An 18,763-nucleotide genomic window follows, 5' to 3' on the forward strand; every position below is an offset into this window, starting at 1 on the left:
ATTAAAATAATCAAATTATCCATCATGCAAAAACAGCCGCCAGAGAGGGATTATGCTCTGATTCATCACGAAACTTTCTTTGCTCGGCAAAAAATCCTTGACGATAACGGCCAGGGTTTCCTGTAGCAACAGGTATATTTGTAAAATCCTTTGGATTATCGTTAAATAAAGCCTCTTCTTCCTGTGAACGCCAAAAGGCATGGATAGGATTGAGCCCTTCAATAAATCGACTACTTGCTCGCTCTAAATCTTCTGAAGTCTCTCGTATATGATGTCCTAACCATGAAGCCTTTCGAGAGATTGAGCGGCCGAATAATGTTAAATTCTCTGCAGCATGTTTGCCAACCCACGTGCTGGCGCGATAAATAGCACGCCCCGCTGTTTGCATGCCTTCTTTAAGATGATGGCCAGCAAAACCAAACGCACGCCCAATAGGTGTAGTTAATGTTTCAACGCATTCACGTGTTTGATGAGCCAACCAACCCGCTGCACGATAAAGCGTGCGACTTGCGGTAGCTAGGCTTTCTAAGACATGTCTGCCCACCCACGTACTAGCGCGATAAATAGCGCGCCCTGCCGTTTGTAAAGCTTCTTTAATATGGTGCCCTGCAAAGCTTAATAGATTTACAATTGGTCTTCCTAAATTTTCTAGACAATCTAAAATTTTGTGGGTTGCCCAACCTGCTGCACGATAAATTATCCGCCCAGCAGTCCCTAAACTTTCTAATGCATGCCGACCAGCCCAAGTAATAGCACGATATATTTTGCGAGTAGCTATTTGAATACTTTCTTCTGCGGTATACCAAAGCGATTGCAGTGGGCGATAAATATAGGCTGTAGAATCATATATCGTTTTTGATATAGATTTTGCTGCATTTGACCTAATTATTCCGTGTCTTAAGCTAAACTGTTTATCTTCACTATTTCGTTCAGTCTGTAGATCTCTCCAAAACTGGGTCCAAGTATCAGCACTGACTTTATCTTCATCTACATGACGTTTTTGTCGCATTTGCCAATACTGTTCACGTTTAAGCTTGCGATTTTGATCTTCTAATTGGTGCTGTTCACGTCGATTTTTCCAGAACAGGGTTTGTGTAATGGGCCTTTCACTCTCTTCTTTCTTTTGCTTAATAGCACGTGCTTCCCAAAACTCTTGGCGCTCTTTTATCCTTGTCTTATCTTCCTGAGCATGACTCTCTTTACGATTATCCCAGTATTGCTCACGTTCATTAAATCGTGCTTTATCTTCGACTTGATGTTGTTCATGACGGTCGTGCCAAAACGCTTCTCGCTTGGCAGGTCTTTCTGCATCTTCTCTTTTCTGATTAGCTAGACGGGTTTTCCAAAATATTTCTCGTGAAGATTTTCTTTCTTCATCTTCTTTAACATGCCGCTCTTTACGACTAGTCCAATATTGCTCACGTGCATTAAACCGTACTTTATCTTCGGCTTGATGTTGCTCATGACGGTCGTGCCAAAACGCTTCTCGCTTGGCAGGTCTTTCTGCATCTTCTCTTTTCTGATTAGCTAGACGGGTTTTCCAGAATAATTCTCGTGAATCTTTCCTCTCTTCATCTTCTTTAACATGCCGCTCTTTACGACTACTCCAATATTGTTCACGTTCATTAAATCGTGCTTTATCTTCGGCTTGATTTTGTTCATGACGGTGGTGCCAAAACGCTTTTCGCTCTTTACGCCTATTAACATCTTTTTCTTCATGCTTAATTGCTCGTTTTTCCCAAAACTCTTGGCGTTTCATTAAGCGTGTTTCATCTTCTTGAGCATGGCGTTTACTACGGTTATTCCAGTATTCCCGACGGGCAATGGTTCTATCTAGATCTTCATCAATGTGTAAGTTTAGGCGCCTTTTCCAAAACTCGGCACGTTCTTTGGGTCTATTAATATCTTCTTGTTGCAGCCTCGTTACCCACTTATGCCAAAACGCTTGGCGCTCTTTTATCCTTGTCTTATCTTCCTGAGCATGACTCTCTTTACGATTATCCCAGTATTGCTCACGTTCATTAAATCGTGCTTTATCTTCGACTTGATGTTGTTCATGACGGTCGTGCCAAAACGCTTCTCGCTTGGCAGGTCTTTCTGCATCTTCTCTTTTCTGATTAGCTAGACGGGTTTTCCAGAATACTTCTCGTGAAGATTTTCTTTCTTCATCTTCTTTAACATGCCGCTCTTTACGACTAGTCCAATATTGCTCACGTGCATTAAACCGTACTTTATCTTCGGCTTGATGTTGCTCATGACGGTCGTGCCAAAACGCCTCGCGCTTGGCAGGCCTTTCTGCATCTTCTCTTTTTTGATTAGTTACACGGGTTTTCCAGAATACTTCTCGTGAAGATTTTCTTTCCTCATCTTCTTTAACATGTCGGTCTTTACGACTAGCCCAATATTGTTGAGATTCAAGAATATGAAGTTTATCTTGCTCTTGATGTCTTATAATACGTGCTTGCCAAAAATTAGCTCGCTCTAAAGAGCGTGCCCTATCTTCATCCCGCCAAGTATTATCAACACGAAGATCGACATATAATTGACCATATTTTGCTTTATTTTCATCATTTTCCCAACTTACTTCTGGTCCTATGACTGAATATAGGCGTTGCCTAATCGTGTCGATATTTCGTGTTCTTCCCCACATATTTTTATTACTCTCAAAATCTTAATTATTTTAAGGCCATGAACTATAGCATTTGACTAATTTGAGATCAAGTAATTTATAAAAAGATCTAAAAATTACTTAATTACTCAATGTGAAAAATTTATGAAAAACAAGTCTAAATTTATTAGCATAAAAGGAGTTAAGGTACGTTTCTTTGGTAACTGGTAGATTAGGGCAAATGAGCTATTTATTCACCTGATATTGTATTTCATATCTAGTTTGGTTTTTATGGTCTTAGTAACAATAAAAAAAACTTAAATATTGTTAGTAAAGTAGATATAATCCCATGCTTTCTAGATAAGCAATCGTTACAGTAAAAATTACTGTTAGCAAAGTAAGCTAATCGTTTAACCTGTGGTTTAATGTTTCAGGACGAAGCACATGCGTATAATTGTTCTTTTAGTTGTATCATTTTTTTCCTTATCACTGGCTGCAAAACCTCACTGGGATCCTCACTTAATACCTCGGCAATCAGCTTTTTCACATAAAAACTATGTAACGAATGAAAAGATTAAATCCATTAATTACGAATCTAAAATTTCAGTATTACGCTTACAAATAAACTGGCTTCCTAATGAATCTTACCATTTAAGCAGCGCAAGCATAGAAAAATCGGGTACCCCAGCACTTTTAGCTAGGAGTACACTTAAACCTAAATGGGGAAGTTATTTAGGTATATTAAAAGACAAAAATGGCAAACACTTATATTATGATTCTATAGGTACAGGCAAAGAATATCGTAAATTAACACGCGCTATAAACTTACGCTTTCCAATCCCAAGAAATAATGTAATTTTTGAATTAATTGCTGAAAACCCACAGTCAGGGGTTATGGAAACAGTATTCGAACAAGAAATTGTCATTAGTAAATTAACAACTGATGACACTCATTATCCTGATCTTGAAGTAAAGCAGTTACTAATATCTCAGAAACCCAAAGCCCTTCGCATCAATATTTATGCTGAAGGTTATCGGCCACAAGATAAGGAACGTTTTTGGCAAGATGCTATTAAAACGGTAAACGACTTACATAGTAATAATTTTCCAGGTGTTGATTATTTTAGCTTTTATGCCGTCTTTCATCCTTCCAATAAAACACTAGGAAAACCTATAGATTTAGGACTTCCTATTCCGGAATTTGATTCTTTCTTAGGTTTATATTATCCCTATTGGAATGGCTTTGAGCGCTGGTATCATGCAGTCTATCCAACAAATGAAGATAAATTCCGCAAAGCGCTAGCAGCAGCACCTTATGATTATGCTTTAATCTTAACCAATCATGATGGCTACTGGGGCGTTGGTAATTATATGTCTCATACAGCTATACCAGCAGGCAATAAATACTATTTCACCTACCTATTATTGCATGAATTTGGACATTTTTTTGGACTTAATGAAGAATATGAAGGCGGAGGACGTACAGAATTAGAGTTTGCCCCAGATATCGACGAGCCATGGTCACAAAATATGACGTTTTTATCCGATCCTTCTTACCAAGGTTTAAAATGGCATGATCTAGTATCACCTCAAACTACAATTCCTACGCCGGATAGTGAGTGGCAAATTAATCCGCCTGTTTATGGTGCTTACAAAGGTGGTTATGGAGATTCAATCAGCACAAAAGGTGTTAATCATAAACCTGGCTTAGACTGTACTATGGAAGCAAGCGCCTCTTTTTGTGAGATATGTAAACGCGGAATCATGGATGTCATTTTATATAGTATGGGAGTAAAATCATGTATGCAAGAATGAAGAAGGCTGTTAGTACTTTCATGACATGATAATATAGCCAAAATAGACCTGTATGTGTTTATTTACTTTAAAGAGTAGCTACGATTTTATTATTAATAGCAATTTGCTCTGCTTTAAAAATTACTTAATCTTTAATTAAGCAATATGCTATATAATGCCCCCAAAAATTTATATTTTAATATGACTAATTTATCTATAAATTTTAAATCATTGATATAAAACAAATACTTCACTTATTATTTTATTTAGAAAAGCTAAGAAAACTTTCCTTTAACAGTAAAATTGAATACGTTATTTGGCAATATAATTGAATTTATTAAAAGCAGTCAGTTTAAGGTCTACTAAATGTCAAACCACTCACGACTATTTGTTGAGTTAACCAAAGATAATAAAATAATTACCAGTACTCATGAAGAAATTCAACTTAATCCCTATAAAGTTCGAGAAAAGTTAAACCATAGCGAATTAAATCTTCAAGCCTTATACAGAGAAATAATTGATTTACTCCGTGAAACTAATGATGCACAGTATGATATTGTTTCAACTTATAATAAAGAAAAAAATGCGTGGGTTAGAGATGCTACAAATGCTATACCTCTTGATCAGCGAATGCTACCAGATGCACCAGTCATTACTGCCAATAATATGCTATTACGTTGTTTATCTCGTTTACGTCCTATTGATTATGCTATTAGTAAAAAATATGAAAATAACAACCATATAGCTACTAAGTTCAGCGCCGAAATTAGAGAAAAATTTAGCCAACTAGCTTTTGAGGTACTGGTAATCGCCCAAGCCACCGATCATAATCCGATTAAGCAAGCCAAAATTAATACAAAAGAAGAAGAATTTAACACCTTTTTAGTACACAAACTCTATGACGCCAATTTAACTGCTGGTTGTAAAAACAAAGCTGATGCCAAAGACCTACTTTTTTATTATCGTAATTTATCCAGTGTCCTATATCCTGCTCGTACAATGGTCACTAAAACGTATGATAAACAGGCCAAAATTACCCAACTTGAAACACAATATCCTGTAACTTCAAAAACAGAAAAACAAAAGAGAGCCCTGCAAAAGCTAGAGACTATAATACCTTACCCTGATAAAGAGCAAAAAAATTCACATACTAGCCGTAAACCTGCTTTCCAAGAAGCAGATCAATTATTTAAGGACTTAATTGCTAGCGATGATACAGTACTTCCTGCGCAAGCACGTAAAACGCACTTGGTTAGTGCAAAAAATGCTTTTATTGTTAAAATTGAATTGATTAAGGGAAAACTTGAAAGTTCAGAACCACATTTTGAATCCTTTGATAAAGAAGAAAATAAAGGGCATGTACTTTGGCTTGCACGAATGGGCTCACCTGTTTTTGTTGGTTCTGGTGAAGATGAAAGTAATCTTCAAGAACAAACTCGAGAAAATTTAGAGCAGATTCGTAGGGCCGCAGCAGAAAAAATGGGGATTAAAGACTTTAATTTATTGAAAATCCATGTGACTTCGTTGAATACAGATAGCCCTTCTGAAAATCAGAATATTATTATTGATCATGTCTATCAAGCCACCCGTAAGAATAAAGGCAACCACGATGATGTATCATATGTTCCAACCAATTTTGATGGAACAAACCGAGCGCTCGATATCGCCCCAGGATTAGATTTTGAAGAGGAGAAGCAACCTCATGGAACAGCGCCTACCCAAAAAGCAACCCGTGTAGATAGTGCAGCCACAGTAATATTAGCTGCAAGCAATGATTCACGTACTATTAGCCTAACTCATTGCGCCAGTGGTCAAGATAGAACTGGAACAGCAATAGAGCGAGCTATCCAAAAATGGATGTATAAAATATATAAACAACTGCATGCAGAAACTAATAATATTGAATTAACCCGGGCAATTGGAGGTAATGCTGCAGAAATTACTTCTCATTACGTGCCAGGCTCACCTGGCATGAAAAGCGATTCCATTGCTAATAATTTTTTGGGTAGAACTACATTTTCATCCGAGGTTCAAGCTAGATTTTATTTAAAAAGTGCTGAAACAAATAAAAAGAACAAAGTGGGAAATGTTGATTTCCTTAATAGACCAAGCGCCCTTGCTGTAACTGAATATGAACGTTGGTATGAACAGCTTCAGAATACCTTAAAAGAAAAGCGACAATGTTCTATAAAACTAAGCAAAGCAGCTGATAATATTTTAAAGCAAGTAAGATCATTGTCAAAAGGTAAACCAGGAGAATTAGATGCGCAAAGCTTATATGATTTAACATGCGTACTGTCTACTGCATATGCTAGCTTAATCGATTTACCTAACAAAGAGAAAACCAAATATCATGCTAGAGAACTAGGAGCTTTATCACAGGGAATATCAGGCAAACCATCAAGAGCTTGGCAAGCTTTAGGCTTTGGTTTATTAGTATTTGCCTGTACTGCACTTTTAACCGTTGGCATTTTAGCTGCCATTCCATCTGGAGGCACAAGTATGCTAGCTGCAATTGCTGGTACTGCTGGGTTAATAACTGCTAGTGGTGCAGTAACTAGTTTCGGTATAGGAGTTGGTATTGGCACTGTTGCTACTGTTATTGGCGCGGCCACAGTTGGTAGTACTGCAATACATCAGGGGCGGGAAAAAGGCCTTGCTAAATCGGTAAGTAAGTTAAAACATGCCTTATGTGAAATAAAAAACGAGTTGCCCAATGAATCTATTGACCAAGGTCAAGTTTCAAGTCCCATTATTTAATTTTAACAAAATCTATTTTTCCTCAAAGCAAATTGTTCATTAATTTAAAATTTTTTCATCTAGTTTTAAAATACTCCTTAAGTATTAATAATCTTATTTAATGTTGAAAAAACTTTAATTTTTTTCCAATATTTAAATTATAATTTGCTCCCTTTTTTAATTTTATAAAAATTTATGATTACTTTGTCTTTTAGCCAAGCAATTTTACTTTTAATTAATTGCTACAAAAATGAGTTAACTGCTGAGAAGCTTAAAAAGTTATATTTAAAAGGCATAACGTCTAATGAAGACTTGCAATACGTCATAAATTTATTTAAAAGAAATCAATTCGATGAAAAATATCAAATTTCAACCAATGCCCGCGTGATCAATGAAGACCCTATTAGACGATATTTCGAAACTCATCTAGCTTTTGAAACGCTTTTAATTGTGCTTGATCAAATTGATTGGGAAGATCTTAGCACTTATTATGAAGCATTATATCGACTACTTCCTACAATAGAGCAAGCTAAATTTAAGGACTATTTAAATAAAACAACCTCAGATCATGAAGATTACCTTGTCGAAGAATATATAGATACACTATTTAAGCTTAAATCCAACACAAGTTATAATGATTTTTCTGAGATTCAAAAAAATAAATTATCTTTAATCTTTAAATGTGCATGGCTAAGCAGCTTTATTGTTAAGTTACCGAATATACCTCTTAAAAATGTATATCAAGTAGGCTTTTTTGCTGAGCAACAACGTGGCCGCCAAATAAAACTTCTTAAAGCTTCTGCTGAAACACATGGCCCGCAATTTAAAATAAGTTGCTATTCAAACAACTTTGGATTAATGAAAAATTACATGCCTATCCCAAAAAGTGATGTAATCTTTACCGAAAGTGGGTTTTCTTTTATAAAGTCAGTTGATAGAGTCAACTTTAATTTAGCAGCAGCATGGCCAAAAGAACATTTTTCAACGCTAGTGCACCCTTTTTCATGTTCTATTTCTGGCACCATGTTAAGTCAACTCCGCTGCATGAAAAAGTTAGAAAAAACTGCTCTTTTACCCTTTAACAATTTAGAAAAGTTCACTTCTTTCCTAAAATGTTTCACCTCCAGCCTGCTTTTTAGTAATGGTGGTCATAGCTATAATGAATTTCTAGCTGTGCTAAAAATACCTAAAGTTGTTTCAGCCTTTAAATTTATTGACCATTTTGAAGAGATAGATGCAATTAACCTAATGTTTAAAGGCAATGAGCTTCAATTCAACCGAGCTCTAGATAAAACAATTACCTATACCAAGGTAATTCTAGCAAAACAAGAAGTACATGATAGTTTACTTGCATCTGAAATAAGATAAATTTGCTTATAAAAATCAAATAGTTAATCTTACGAACTAAAATACAATTATTTTATCAAATAACTATTTATTATAATAATCATTAAGATATCAAAAAAGTGATAGCTATGAAAAAATATGAATTACGTTTCTGGAGCGAAACAGAAAGTGACTCTGCCCAGCAAGTAAAAAAACTACCAAAAGTAATTAATAGTAGTTCTTCTGTACTAGAAGAATTAAGACCCATGTCTGAAAGTAACGATATCGCGAAAAATATTTATACATTCATATTTTCCGCTTTAAAAGGTAGTAACCAAACAATTATACCTCTAACTAATTTTCAGTATGCAAAAGTAATTGAACTTTCAGTTATTCCAAAGAATAAGGATAATCAATTAATTCATTTAAGCATGTATAAGGTTTGCTATTCCGAGTCTAATCAACGAAAAATGAATTATTTCTTTCTAATTGATGAAAATCTTGAAGTTGCTGGTTATGCTCACTTTAGCTATATAAAAGAGGCTCAATATGTCCAATTGGCTTATCCAAATCTTAACTTTATAGCCATTGATACGATTGAATCTAAAAAAAGAGAAAGCTATTCACTAGGTACTGTTCTAGTTCAGGCAGTATTTGAGCAAAGTCTAGTAGAAGGAGCGGAAGGCCGACTTTGCCTTTTTTCAGTAAATAAATCTGGAGGATTTTACTTTAAACTCGGATTTACCGCTGTAGATGAATCCATTTTCGATAAATTATACTTCGAAGGAGCAAAGGATGTAGATGGAGGTATTATGTTTTTAACTTCTGATGCAATGACAGCATAGAAAGAAAGAGTTATGACGAACCCTATGTTAGCCAATGCTCCTAGTTTAAAGGACTCTTCAACTAATGCTCCTAGTCTAGAGACCTCTTCAATTATAAGATAACTTAATCTCATATTTAAATTTAATATATAAGAACAATAATAAAGCTTAGCTTAAGGTTATTCATTTTTTACCTATTATTTATACTAAGAATAAGGCTTTTTACAATAGAAATTTATGACTAAAAATGTTGATATTATCATTGTTGGGGCAGGAATTGGTGGTTTAACTACTGCAATTGCGTGTAATAAAGCCGGCTTTTCAACCTTAATTGTAGAAAAAGAATCACAGCCATCGGAAATAGGCGCAGGTATTTGGCTTGCTCCTAATGCTTTAGAAATATATGAGGAGCTTAACTTAACAATTAATCTCTTTGACTTAGGTTTTGCAATTAAACAAATCAAATTAGATTCTACTTATTCAGGATCATTACGCACACTTACTTTAGATAAATATAAGTTTAATATTTTAGCAATTCATCGAGGCAGACTGCAAAAATATTTAATTGATCAAATAGTACCAACTGACATTTATTTCGGAAAACGAATTACTTCTATTGAGCAAAATGAAACTGGAGTAAATGTTCAACTTAATACAGGCGAAATTTTATCTGGCAAAATTTTAGTGGGCGCAGATGGTCTGCATTCTCAGGTTCGCGATTTATTTTTTCAAAAAAATGTACTTCGTTATTCTGGCTCTAGTAGTTTTCGCGGTATAGTTAGTCTGACTACCCCTGCTGGTTCACCTGATTACACTAGTTATGAGATTTGGGCGCCAGGATGTAAATTTGGTTATTCCTTTATTAGTAATCATGAAAAGTACTGGTATATTAGTTTTAAATCTAAATCAGGAAATTATTTCCACAAAGATGAAGTTTATAACACTGCATTAGCCATTACCTCTAAATTTTTTGTTAATCACATCAATTTAATTGAACAAACTTACCCTTCTAACATCATTCAAACTGATATTTCTGATTTGCTGCCTCTTAAAGCTTGGCATAATAATCGGATATGTTTACTTGGCGATGCAGCACATGCAACCACCCCGCATCTAGGGCAAGGAGCCGCACAAGCAATTGAAGATGCTATGGCATTAGCCCTGTCGTTAAAAAAGCTAGGATTAAATAGCTGGGCATTAAAAAATTATCATAATATCCGTTATAAAAAGGCAGAATATTTAGTTAGAAAAGCAAAAATCTACGATAATATATCTGAATGGCACTACCCTGTCTTACAAGCTCTTAGAGATACCTTGATTAAAACAACTCCTAGGTTCTTTATTAATAAAACCACAGACAAGGTTTTTTTACCTGTTATTAAATAAATTACTGAGCGGCAGTAGAGAAATTTACTTTACAATAAAATAGTCTGTTCTAATCTGTTTATTTAATTAGCAAATTTAATTTGATAACATTCCAAATCATCTCGAATTAGGAATAAATTATGCTTTTAAATCAGTTTACTAAACAGCTCGCCTATCATAAAGATATTGTTTCTTCACTTTTTATAGCAGCTGCTGATAAAAATAATAATATGATTGAATCTTTATTAAAGTTAAGAGGCATAAGCTTAAATATCGTCAATGAAAACGGTGAAAATTTTATCAACACTTGGTGCAATGTCAATCCTCAACTTATTGGAGATAGAGATTTTCAACAATTAGAAATTTGGATTAATTCTGGAAAAATTGATTTAACATTTCAATTACAAGGTGCTGACATTATACAATGGTGTATAAATAAAATTGTTGAATCTAAATATGAAAGTACACAAAAAAAATATTTAAATTTAGCCGAAAAAATAATTCAATTTATGCCAACCAATCAAGAGTTACTAAACCGATACAATACTTTAGTGCTTAATAGCATGAAATCTTTATCTACCTTCAAAATAACAGAAACTTTATTATCTATTCCTGGTTTAGACTTACAAGCAAAAAATAATGATGATAAGGATATTTTCCAAGTTGCACTAGAGCTAAAAAATTTACCTGCAATTAACCTTTTAGCTGAAAAATTAAACCTTTTAAATCATAGTACTTCTCATCTTACAACAAAGGAAGTGCAATATAATCAGACAATTGAGAGATTAAAAGCATTAGTGTCAAGCTGCCTTAGTCTTATGCTTAATAACAAAATTGATGAACTGGAAGAACGATTAGTTCAAATAAACATAAAAGCTTTACATTTATTTGAAGACAAGGGTGAATACCCAGCTAACTTTGCTGAGCTTTTATTTGAATTATCAAACAACTTATCTGTTATAAATAATGGGCAATTTGCAGATGTCGCTTATAATTTAAGAAAAGTAGCTGCAGATTTAGGAGAGACGCGTGCACAAAATATTATTAGGAACTTCTCCAATAATACAGAACTAGTACAACAAGCTGCAGCAATCACTGAACTGCAAGAAGATGTAAAATCCATATACATTTCTACTTCTAGTTCTCAAGGAAAGTCACAATCATTTTTTAAACGAATCAAATCTAATTTGAAAGAAAAACCGCTTTTGGCTGGCCAATCTCATTCACATGGTGCAGTATAAGTATGGAGACAATTGCATTTATTTAGTTATAAAAAGAAATCCAAATTCTAAGCACGTTAATTAGATCGATTAGGGCACTTGTCAGGCAAAAGGTTTAAAATTAGAAAAAGTTAATAATAATAAATCCAATAGTTCACTTGTGCCCTAGAATAGCAAAATATTTCTATTTCATGGAGTAAGACTACTAATATATTCCTCAGCAAACTCTTGACGTTCTTCAAGATCATAGAGATTGAAGGCAAGTTGACTATTTTGTCTCTCGCTATAATAAAATTTGCCATTTGCATCAGCTTTGGCACTTTCCTCAAAAAATACGTATGAACTAAGTGTGTTTGTTTGTATTTTCTCAATTAATGTATTAAAGAAAGGTTGATGTTCTGGATACTTATTAGAGATAACTCGCAGAGCATTTACCATCTCTTTTTCGAACAGACCAGGATCTTTAGCAACGATAGAGCGTTCTAAAATGGATTGATGGCCGATATTATAACAGGATGTATGGACAGAGCCATATGTAAAGCGTTGAACTTGCCCTACTTTTACCGCTTGTAAAACAATTAAGAAAAATTGTTCTTGGTAATTTTCAAATGGAAAATCACTATCTTCTTCAGCCAATCCATTTAAAGAATCTAAACAATTTCTTGCAGCCACCTCTAGCTTCTGAGTTAAAGCTGTATTAGTTAGTTTTTTTTTACAACTAGCAAAAAACCAAAATTCATAGCAGCGCGATCGTCTTTGTTGATTCTCATTAAGATAATTAAAATTTTTTTTAAATTCATTAATGACTGCAGATAATAGAGCCATTATTTCTCTCCTATAATTGAAAAGCACGAATCTTAACTTGGTAAGAAATAAATTCCTACTGAAATTCAAAGTTAGAATTTTTCCAAAGATAAATATGCAATAACTCTTTATTAATTAACAAGAAGGTTCAATTAAAATAGAAGAGAATCTCAAAGCTAACAGCTTAATTTAATTAATTAAGCTGTAATTTTACAGTTTTGGTTCCTATTTCTAAAGTAATTATAAATCTTATCCGTAACTCGTTGAATTAATTAACACGTTAATTGAATAAATATTATCTTATTTGTTTATAATTTATATCCTATACTTATATTATTTAAACACCTTATTTTATATAAATGCCAAAAATTTCAACAAAAAAATCATTCGATGAACTTGTTGTCGGTATGGGCCCAATAGGTTTAGCTGCAGCCTACAATCTGGCCAGAAAGGGACATACTATTGTAATTATTGAGCAGCGTTCAGAAAATGATGTTGCGGTTAGGCCACAACCTGTCCTTATAATACCTTCGGTAAAAAAGCAATTATTAGAAATGATACGAGAAGGTGATGAGTTAAATGATAAAGATCTTAAATTCATTAATAATCTTTTAGTTTCATCAGAAGTTAAAATATCGAGTATACAAAAATTTATTTTACGCCGAATTAAATCGTTAAATAAGTATTATGAAGATAAAGGCAGTTTACCTCCTGTAACCCTATATTTTAATACTAAGCTTAAGCATCTTAATTTAGAGGCTGGCATAGCTACAACTGAATCTACTGAGAACAGTACACTTTCTACCCATCAAGCTACAAAGCAAGATGTAATAGACGAGTACACACAAATTCTTACATCTCCTGAAAGCCCAAGCCTTCAAGATTTTGTTACCTCAAAAGATATGGAAGAGGAATTGGATATTACCACAACAAATGACATTAAAGTGGATATGCAGCAAGCTACTCTAGAGCAAAAAGAGGAAATAAAAATCTTACCATCAACTAATCAAGGTGCTAAGCTTCATACTGCCCCAAGCCCTTTAAAAGAGGAAGAGCTACCTCAAATTTTTCATTTTAAACATATTATTGCTGCCGATGGCGCCTCAGCGCCTACTCTAGAACTAGCACATAAAGAGTCTCATGTAAAAATAGAAAGAAAAACACCAAAAAATAAAGAATACGTAGCTTCTGAATGTCACTTTGGTGCTTATTTAACTCTTAAAAGTAATAAACCTTTTGTACTTCCGGACAAAGATCTTCTAACTGTTTCTATAGATGGAAAGTTATGTTTATTACGTTTCTATCCTAAAAGCCATTCAAACAATAAAACTTCAGTAAAAATAGGCTTTGTTGGAGAAGTCCCCAACACTATTTATAACGAACCAAATGAAACGGAGCGTAGGGAAAAAGCATTAGCTTATGCAAAAATAGCTATAGCCAAGCGTCTAAAATTATCATCACATGAACTGGAAATAGAAATTACTCAAAGCCAGACATATAAATACTCAAAGGAAAAAGTAAAAATAGTATTTTTCAAAGGAAAAAGCTTACAGGCAACAAAAGCTTTCGAAAATCAAGGAGGCCATTATTTTTGCTTGGCAGGTGACAATTATTTTACACCTTATTACCGAGCAGGTCATGGTTTTAATGATGGTATGGAAGCTGTAGCTTTTTTAGCAAATATGCCTACAGACATTAATGACTTAGAACAATTTATGATTGATTATCAAAAATTAGTTGAGAAAAATGCTAAAGAAGCTCAAAAAGAAATGACTTTTCTCAGATATTTAAGCCCTATCCCCTTTATAGGCAGTAAACTACTTCCTCAGTATTTAGAAAACTCCGTAGCTAAATGGGAAGACAAGTATAAAATTAATATAACCTCTGTTACAAAATCAAAGCATATTAATGTACCTGTTCAGGCCGTTGAGCAAATATTCAATGACATAATGTCCTCTTTTACTTTAATTTGCAAGGGCTCGCCACAATATAAAATTGGGTTTATATCCGCTAAAAATTTAACTGATCCGATTGAACGAACATTAACTGATCTATCACTCGCGCACGGTGGTATTCCTATAGTTATTGTTGACCTAGAAAATAATAATGAGATAACAATTCAGTCCTTTATGAAAAGAGGTAGGAGCTATTTTTTAAGAAAGGAATATAGCACAGACTTTTTTCAGAATATTTATCAAGGACGACTTAGAGATAAACCAAGCACACAAAACTCTTTCGATCAAGCGCCGGAAACAGAGGATAAAGCTACTACTAAAAACCCCTTAGAAGAAGTTTTTATATCTGAAGAGCTTATCATAGTCAGGCCATCAGAAGATAATAAAGACTATTTTATACCGGAACATTATCAAAATTTATCCAATGAAGTCATAGAAAATATAAAATCAAAATTTATAACGATGCAGAATTTTGTCAAACAATACCCCAATATTTTTATACAGTATTATGTACAAATAATGACTGAATTTGTTAAAACTAAAGGCATTTTAATTAAATACCCTGAGCGTATTAGTCTTTATGGTACAGATGTCTTTAATGAAATGCAAAAAGCTGCAGCCTCATTCTTGTTTACTATTTTACACTCTGACACCTTCTATGACAAAGATACTATCCAGTTTTTTTTAAAAGGGGCTATCTCTTTAGATATCCCTGAAGTTATTCCACTTCTAGTCGCAAGAGGCGCATCCCAATTTTTACCTTTAAGCAATAATAAAACTCTATTGTTTAATCTATTAAATCTAGAGCCTCCTAATGAAGAATATCTTATAGCTTATGCAAATAAAGCTATAACGCTAGAATTTCTTATGCTCTTTGCTGAACCGTCTAACGAATTAAATAAAGAGGCTAGAAAGAATTTATCTTTAAAGGTGGTTGAAAAATTAATTATCCAAATTGGTAATGACGAAATATTTGACAATTTGAGTGAAGAAAGCCTTTTATCTTTAGTTACAAGATATGGATTATATACGAAAGACGTAAAGGAATCTTTAAAGAGCCATTTACTTAAATATTTACTTGATGACTTAAGGCCTAAACTTATCTCTGATCAAATTAAATTATCAGCCCAAGTCAAAAAGAAAGGCAGTAGTTTAGATTTTATCTCTAGCTTTACAAATGTAACTCAAAATGAAATCAGTCAATATTCTAAAACTAAACAATTAATTGATGCCATTTATTCAAGTATGCAATATAGATCTTCTTCCATAAGCAAAGAGGTTTGTAAACAATTAGTATATTTTTTATTAAGGGTTAGTAATAATTCAAAAGAAAGAGATACTGTAGTTGAGCAGGTCATTCAATTATTAAAAGAACCTCGGTTTAAAGATTACCGAGAAGCCATATTAAAAAATCTATTTAAGCAGCTTTCCCAACACATTCAAAAGTCCTCTCAAGTACTGGATGACTTAATTAATATCTTTTATTTATGCCAAAAGCTAAATTTATTAAGCACAAATCATCAAACAAGTTTTTCGAGTACAACATCTAAAGATTTGTTTAATAGTAACCTTATTACTATCCAACAACATATCAGTGTTTTACTAAGTTCAGCTACACTTGACTCGAAATTAACTCCTACTCAGGAAAAAGCTATTGACAAGATACTTAGCTTATCTTCTCCTAATTCTGGGAAAATATTTCGAGATGAGAATTCAACATCAGAATTTAAATATTTGTAATTTAATAGATAAGGTCAAAATTAAGCTAGTCATTTGTTAAATAACTAGCTTAAAAATAAATCTTTGCAAATAATATTTTCTACCATTACAGTTAATTATTTTATAGGGAAATTAATTTATTTATAATTAATAGAATAATTAATTCTATCTGATTGACTAGTTCTCGCAATGATATAATCACTAGGGGGTGAGATATCAGTGTGTTTACAAGTCTGATGGTCATTGACTAAATTAAATTTAATTGTAATTGTTCTAGAAGGTAGACTTATCGTATGAAAAACTATTTCACCCTTCATCACTCCACCTGCAGAACTCTTATTAACAGTCAAAACTTGCTCAGTTTGACTATCAAGTTTTTGCATACCACTTGGATTTAACTTGCCACCTTGTAATTTAACGGTGGTTATTAATAAATCATCTATTAAATTATTTCTTAATTTTATTTCATATCCATCACAAGGATGAGCAGAAACCATAAAAGGCACAAATGCCGCAACTAGACCGGCTAATTTGACTTTATTCATTCTTATTTTTTCCTTAAAACTATTCAACAAAGTTAAAAACAACCTATTAAATAATAAATTTATTACTTAATAGACAATGCATTATCAGGAAAAATAGCATGTTGTTCAATAGCCGAAAATGTAGCTCATTAATTATATGAGTTATTGACCTTAATATTTATTTAATTCATCTTAATGGCTTGTGTTTATTTATTAAAGGAGCTACATAAATAAGCATAAATAATTAAACATAGAAATAAAAGTCTGCAAATAGGAGAAAATAAACAATGATGTTAAACAAAATAACGCGACTAATTAATAAAAATAAGCTAATGCCTTTATTAGCCTTAAGCATGGCCTCGGCCAATTTATTTGCTTCTGTGGCTGAGGGTAATGGTACTTGGGTTTATGATACACTTTTTAGTAATCAAGGCAAAAGAATTGGCCACTCGCCAGGGCTTTTTGCTAATGATATTAATAACTTTAATCTCTCAGCAACTGGCACTCATACTATTACCAAATTATACAGTTATGGTGGAAGCCTTGAACTATATTGCAAAGGATCTGGTGGCACCTCAACAAGCACGCCTTGCACCACAAACACCATGTATGTTTATTATGATACGGGGAAGCTTTCTACAGCTGCTTATTATAATGTTTTAGGTAATGGATGTAAGCCAGTATCCATTATACCGGTTATTGATGGTAGGCTTGACGGAACCGGCGCAGATGATTATTTAAGTGCGCTTAATAATTTAGATCAGCCCACAGCCGCACTATTTGCTGATAAAGTAGCTCGAGCCCTTTGTAGTGATCCAAATGTTTCAGGCGTCCAATTTGATATTGAACCCTTTGATATTAGTAAGCCAGGGCAAGCTTATTTTTATCGACAAATAGCAAAAGATTTTGCCAGTCCTATGTGTATTGATAATGACCACCCCAAAGGTAGAACTTTTTCTGTCTTTACTTTCGCTAGTCGTGTTAATAGTACGCTTGCCCAGATTTTAAATCAGTATAACAATGGCTATGTTATAGATTCTCTTTATGATCTTGGCTCTAAACCGGGCGGCAGCGTTAATTCACCAACCGAATTTCGAAGCTATATTACCACTGAAATTCGTAATATGGTTGCTAAAGCTAACCAATATAATGTGAAATTTCAACTTGCTATTCCTGCTGGCGCATCTGTACACGAATTTGAAACTAAAAATGGTCGCTCCACAGGTTATGCCCAGCTAGATTATGTTAAAGCGGCTTATGATGTGTTTAACCAACTTAATGTTAAGTCAAATCCAAATTATATTGGTGTCGCCTTATGGGTGTGGTTAGATCAAATGTGGTGGGGAGGATCTCGATTTACACCATCTACACCTAATGAAGAAACTAAAGCATTTCTGGCTAAAAATCTATAAAGTCAATCTTTAAATTCTATCAGCAAGTAGCGTATCTTAAAATTAACTTGCTGATAAGTTTAATACTTCATCAACATCTATATTAAATAATGAATATCCTACTTAATTAACGTGAATTCGACACAAACTATATTTTATGTCAAATTTATGTTTAAACTGGATCCCGTGTAACTGCTTTGCATTTTACGGGATAACATTCGTTTAACGATACAAAAGAGCCTTTGTCTCTTTTATGTCGAACTCACGCTAATTATTTTTTTCTTTATCACCCTGATATTCTATAATATCACCTGGCTGGCAATTTAAATAAGAACAAATCGCATCAAGAGTAGTTAAACGAATCGCTTTCGCCTTGCCATTTTTTAGTATAGATAAATTAGCTTCAGTAATACCTATTGCTTCAGCTAATTCTTTTAAGCGACATTTCCTTTTTGCCATCATCACATCTAAATTAACAATGATTGTCATATCTA

12 protein-coding genes are annotated in these 18,763 nt (G+C 33.6%); 8 read left to right on the forward strand and 4 right to left on the reverse strand.

All coding sequences use genetic code 11. From position 1 onward, the window contains the following. Positions 1-22: 22 nt before the first annotated feature. Complete coding sequence (locus tag DYH30_RS08325; RefSeq protein WP_115331217.1) at positions 23-2,650, reverse strand: hypothetical protein; 2,628 nt, start codon at positions 2,648-2,650, stop codon at positions 23-25. Between the two features lie 402 nt (positions 2,651-3,052). On the opposite strand from DYH30_RS08325, the gene DYH30_RS08330 reads away from it, so the two are divergent. The 6 genes from DYH30_RS08330 to DYH30_RS08355 all read left to right on the forward strand — a co-directional run bounded on the left by DYH30_RS08330 (position 3,053) and on the right by DYH30_RS08355 (position 11,897). After that, a complete protein-coding gene (locus DYH30_RS08330; RefSeq protein ID WP_115331218.1) occupies positions 3,053-4,423 on the forward strand; it encodes a M64 family metallopeptidase in 1,371 nt (456 codons plus the stop codon). A 345-nt stretch (positions 4,424-4,768) separates the two neighbouring features. Further along, positions 4,769-7,162 (forward strand): hypothetical protein, encoded by a 2,394-nt coding sequence (locus tag DYH30_RS08335; protein WP_115331219.1) that lies wholly within the window; start codon positions 4,769-4,771, stop codon positions 7,160-7,162. Between the two features lie 174 nt (positions 7,163-7,336). Further along, positions 7,337-8,509, forward strand: a complete 1,173-nt coding sequence (locus DYH30_RS08340; RefSeq protein WP_115331220.1) for a hypothetical protein — start codon at positions 7,337-7,339, stop codon at positions 8,507-8,509. Between the two features lie 107 nt (positions 8,510-8,616). After that, positions 8,617-9,312 (forward strand): hypothetical protein, encoded by a 696-nt coding sequence (locus DYH30_RS08345; RefSeq protein ID WP_115331221.1) that lies wholly within the window; start codon positions 8,617-8,619, stop codon positions 9,310-9,312. A gap of 216 nt (positions 9,313-9,528) precedes the next feature. After that, complete coding sequence (locus tag DYH30_RS08350; RefSeq protein ID WP_115331222.1) at positions 9,529-10,677, forward strand: FAD-dependent monooxygenase; 1,149 nt, start codon at positions 9,529-9,531, stop codon at positions 10,675-10,677. 119 nt (positions 10,678-10,796) lie between these two features. Then, complete coding sequence (locus tag DYH30_RS08355) at positions 10,797-11,897, forward strand: hypothetical protein (RefSeq protein ID WP_115331223.1); 1,101 nt, start codon at positions 10,797-10,799, stop codon at positions 11,895-11,897. A 168-nt stretch (positions 11,898-12,065) separates the two neighbouring features. Here DYH30_RS08355 and DYH30_RS08360 read toward each other — a convergent pair whose 3' ends face one another. Then, a complete protein-coding gene (locus tag DYH30_RS08360; RefSeq protein WP_115331224.1) occupies positions 12,066-12,701 on the reverse strand; it encodes a hypothetical protein in 636 nt (211 codons plus the stop codon). 338 nt (positions 12,702-13,039) lie between these two features. Here DYH30_RS08360 and DYH30_RS08365 point away from each other — a divergent pair, with 338 nt between their 5' ends. Beyond that, entirely contained in the window at positions 13,040-16,375 is a 3,336-nt protein-coding gene (locus DYH30_RS08365; protein ID WP_115331225.1) for a hypothetical protein, read from the forward strand. 116 nt (positions 16,376-16,491) lie between these two features. On the opposite strand, the gene DYH30_RS08370 is transcribed toward DYH30_RS08365, so the two are convergent. Further along, a complete protein-coding gene (locus tag DYH30_RS08370) occupies positions 16,492-16,899 on the reverse strand; it encodes a hypothetical protein (protein ID WP_115331226.1) in 408 nt (135 codons plus the stop codon). A gap of 266 nt (positions 16,900-17,165) precedes the next feature. On the opposite strand from DYH30_RS08370, the gene DYH30_RS08375 reads away from it, so the two are divergent. Further along, a complete protein-coding gene (locus DYH30_RS08375) occupies positions 17,166-18,290 on the forward strand; it encodes a hypothetical protein (protein WP_115331227.1) in 1,125 nt (374 codons plus the stop codon). 246 nt (positions 18,291-18,536) lie between these two features. Here the strand turns inward: DYH30_RS08375 and DYH30_RS08380 are convergent, their stop codons facing one another. Further along, entirely contained in the window at positions 18,537-18,758 is a 222-nt protein-coding gene (locus tag DYH30_RS08380) for a helix-turn-helix domain-containing protein (protein WP_115331228.1), read from the reverse strand. Between the last annotated feature and the right edge of the window lie 5 nt (positions 18,759-18,763).

Source organism: Legionella busanensis (assembly GCF_900461525.1).
GTDB classification, from domain to species: domain Bacteria; phylum Pseudomonadota; class Gammaproteobacteria; order Legionellales; family Legionellaceae; genus Legionella_C; species Legionella_C busanensis.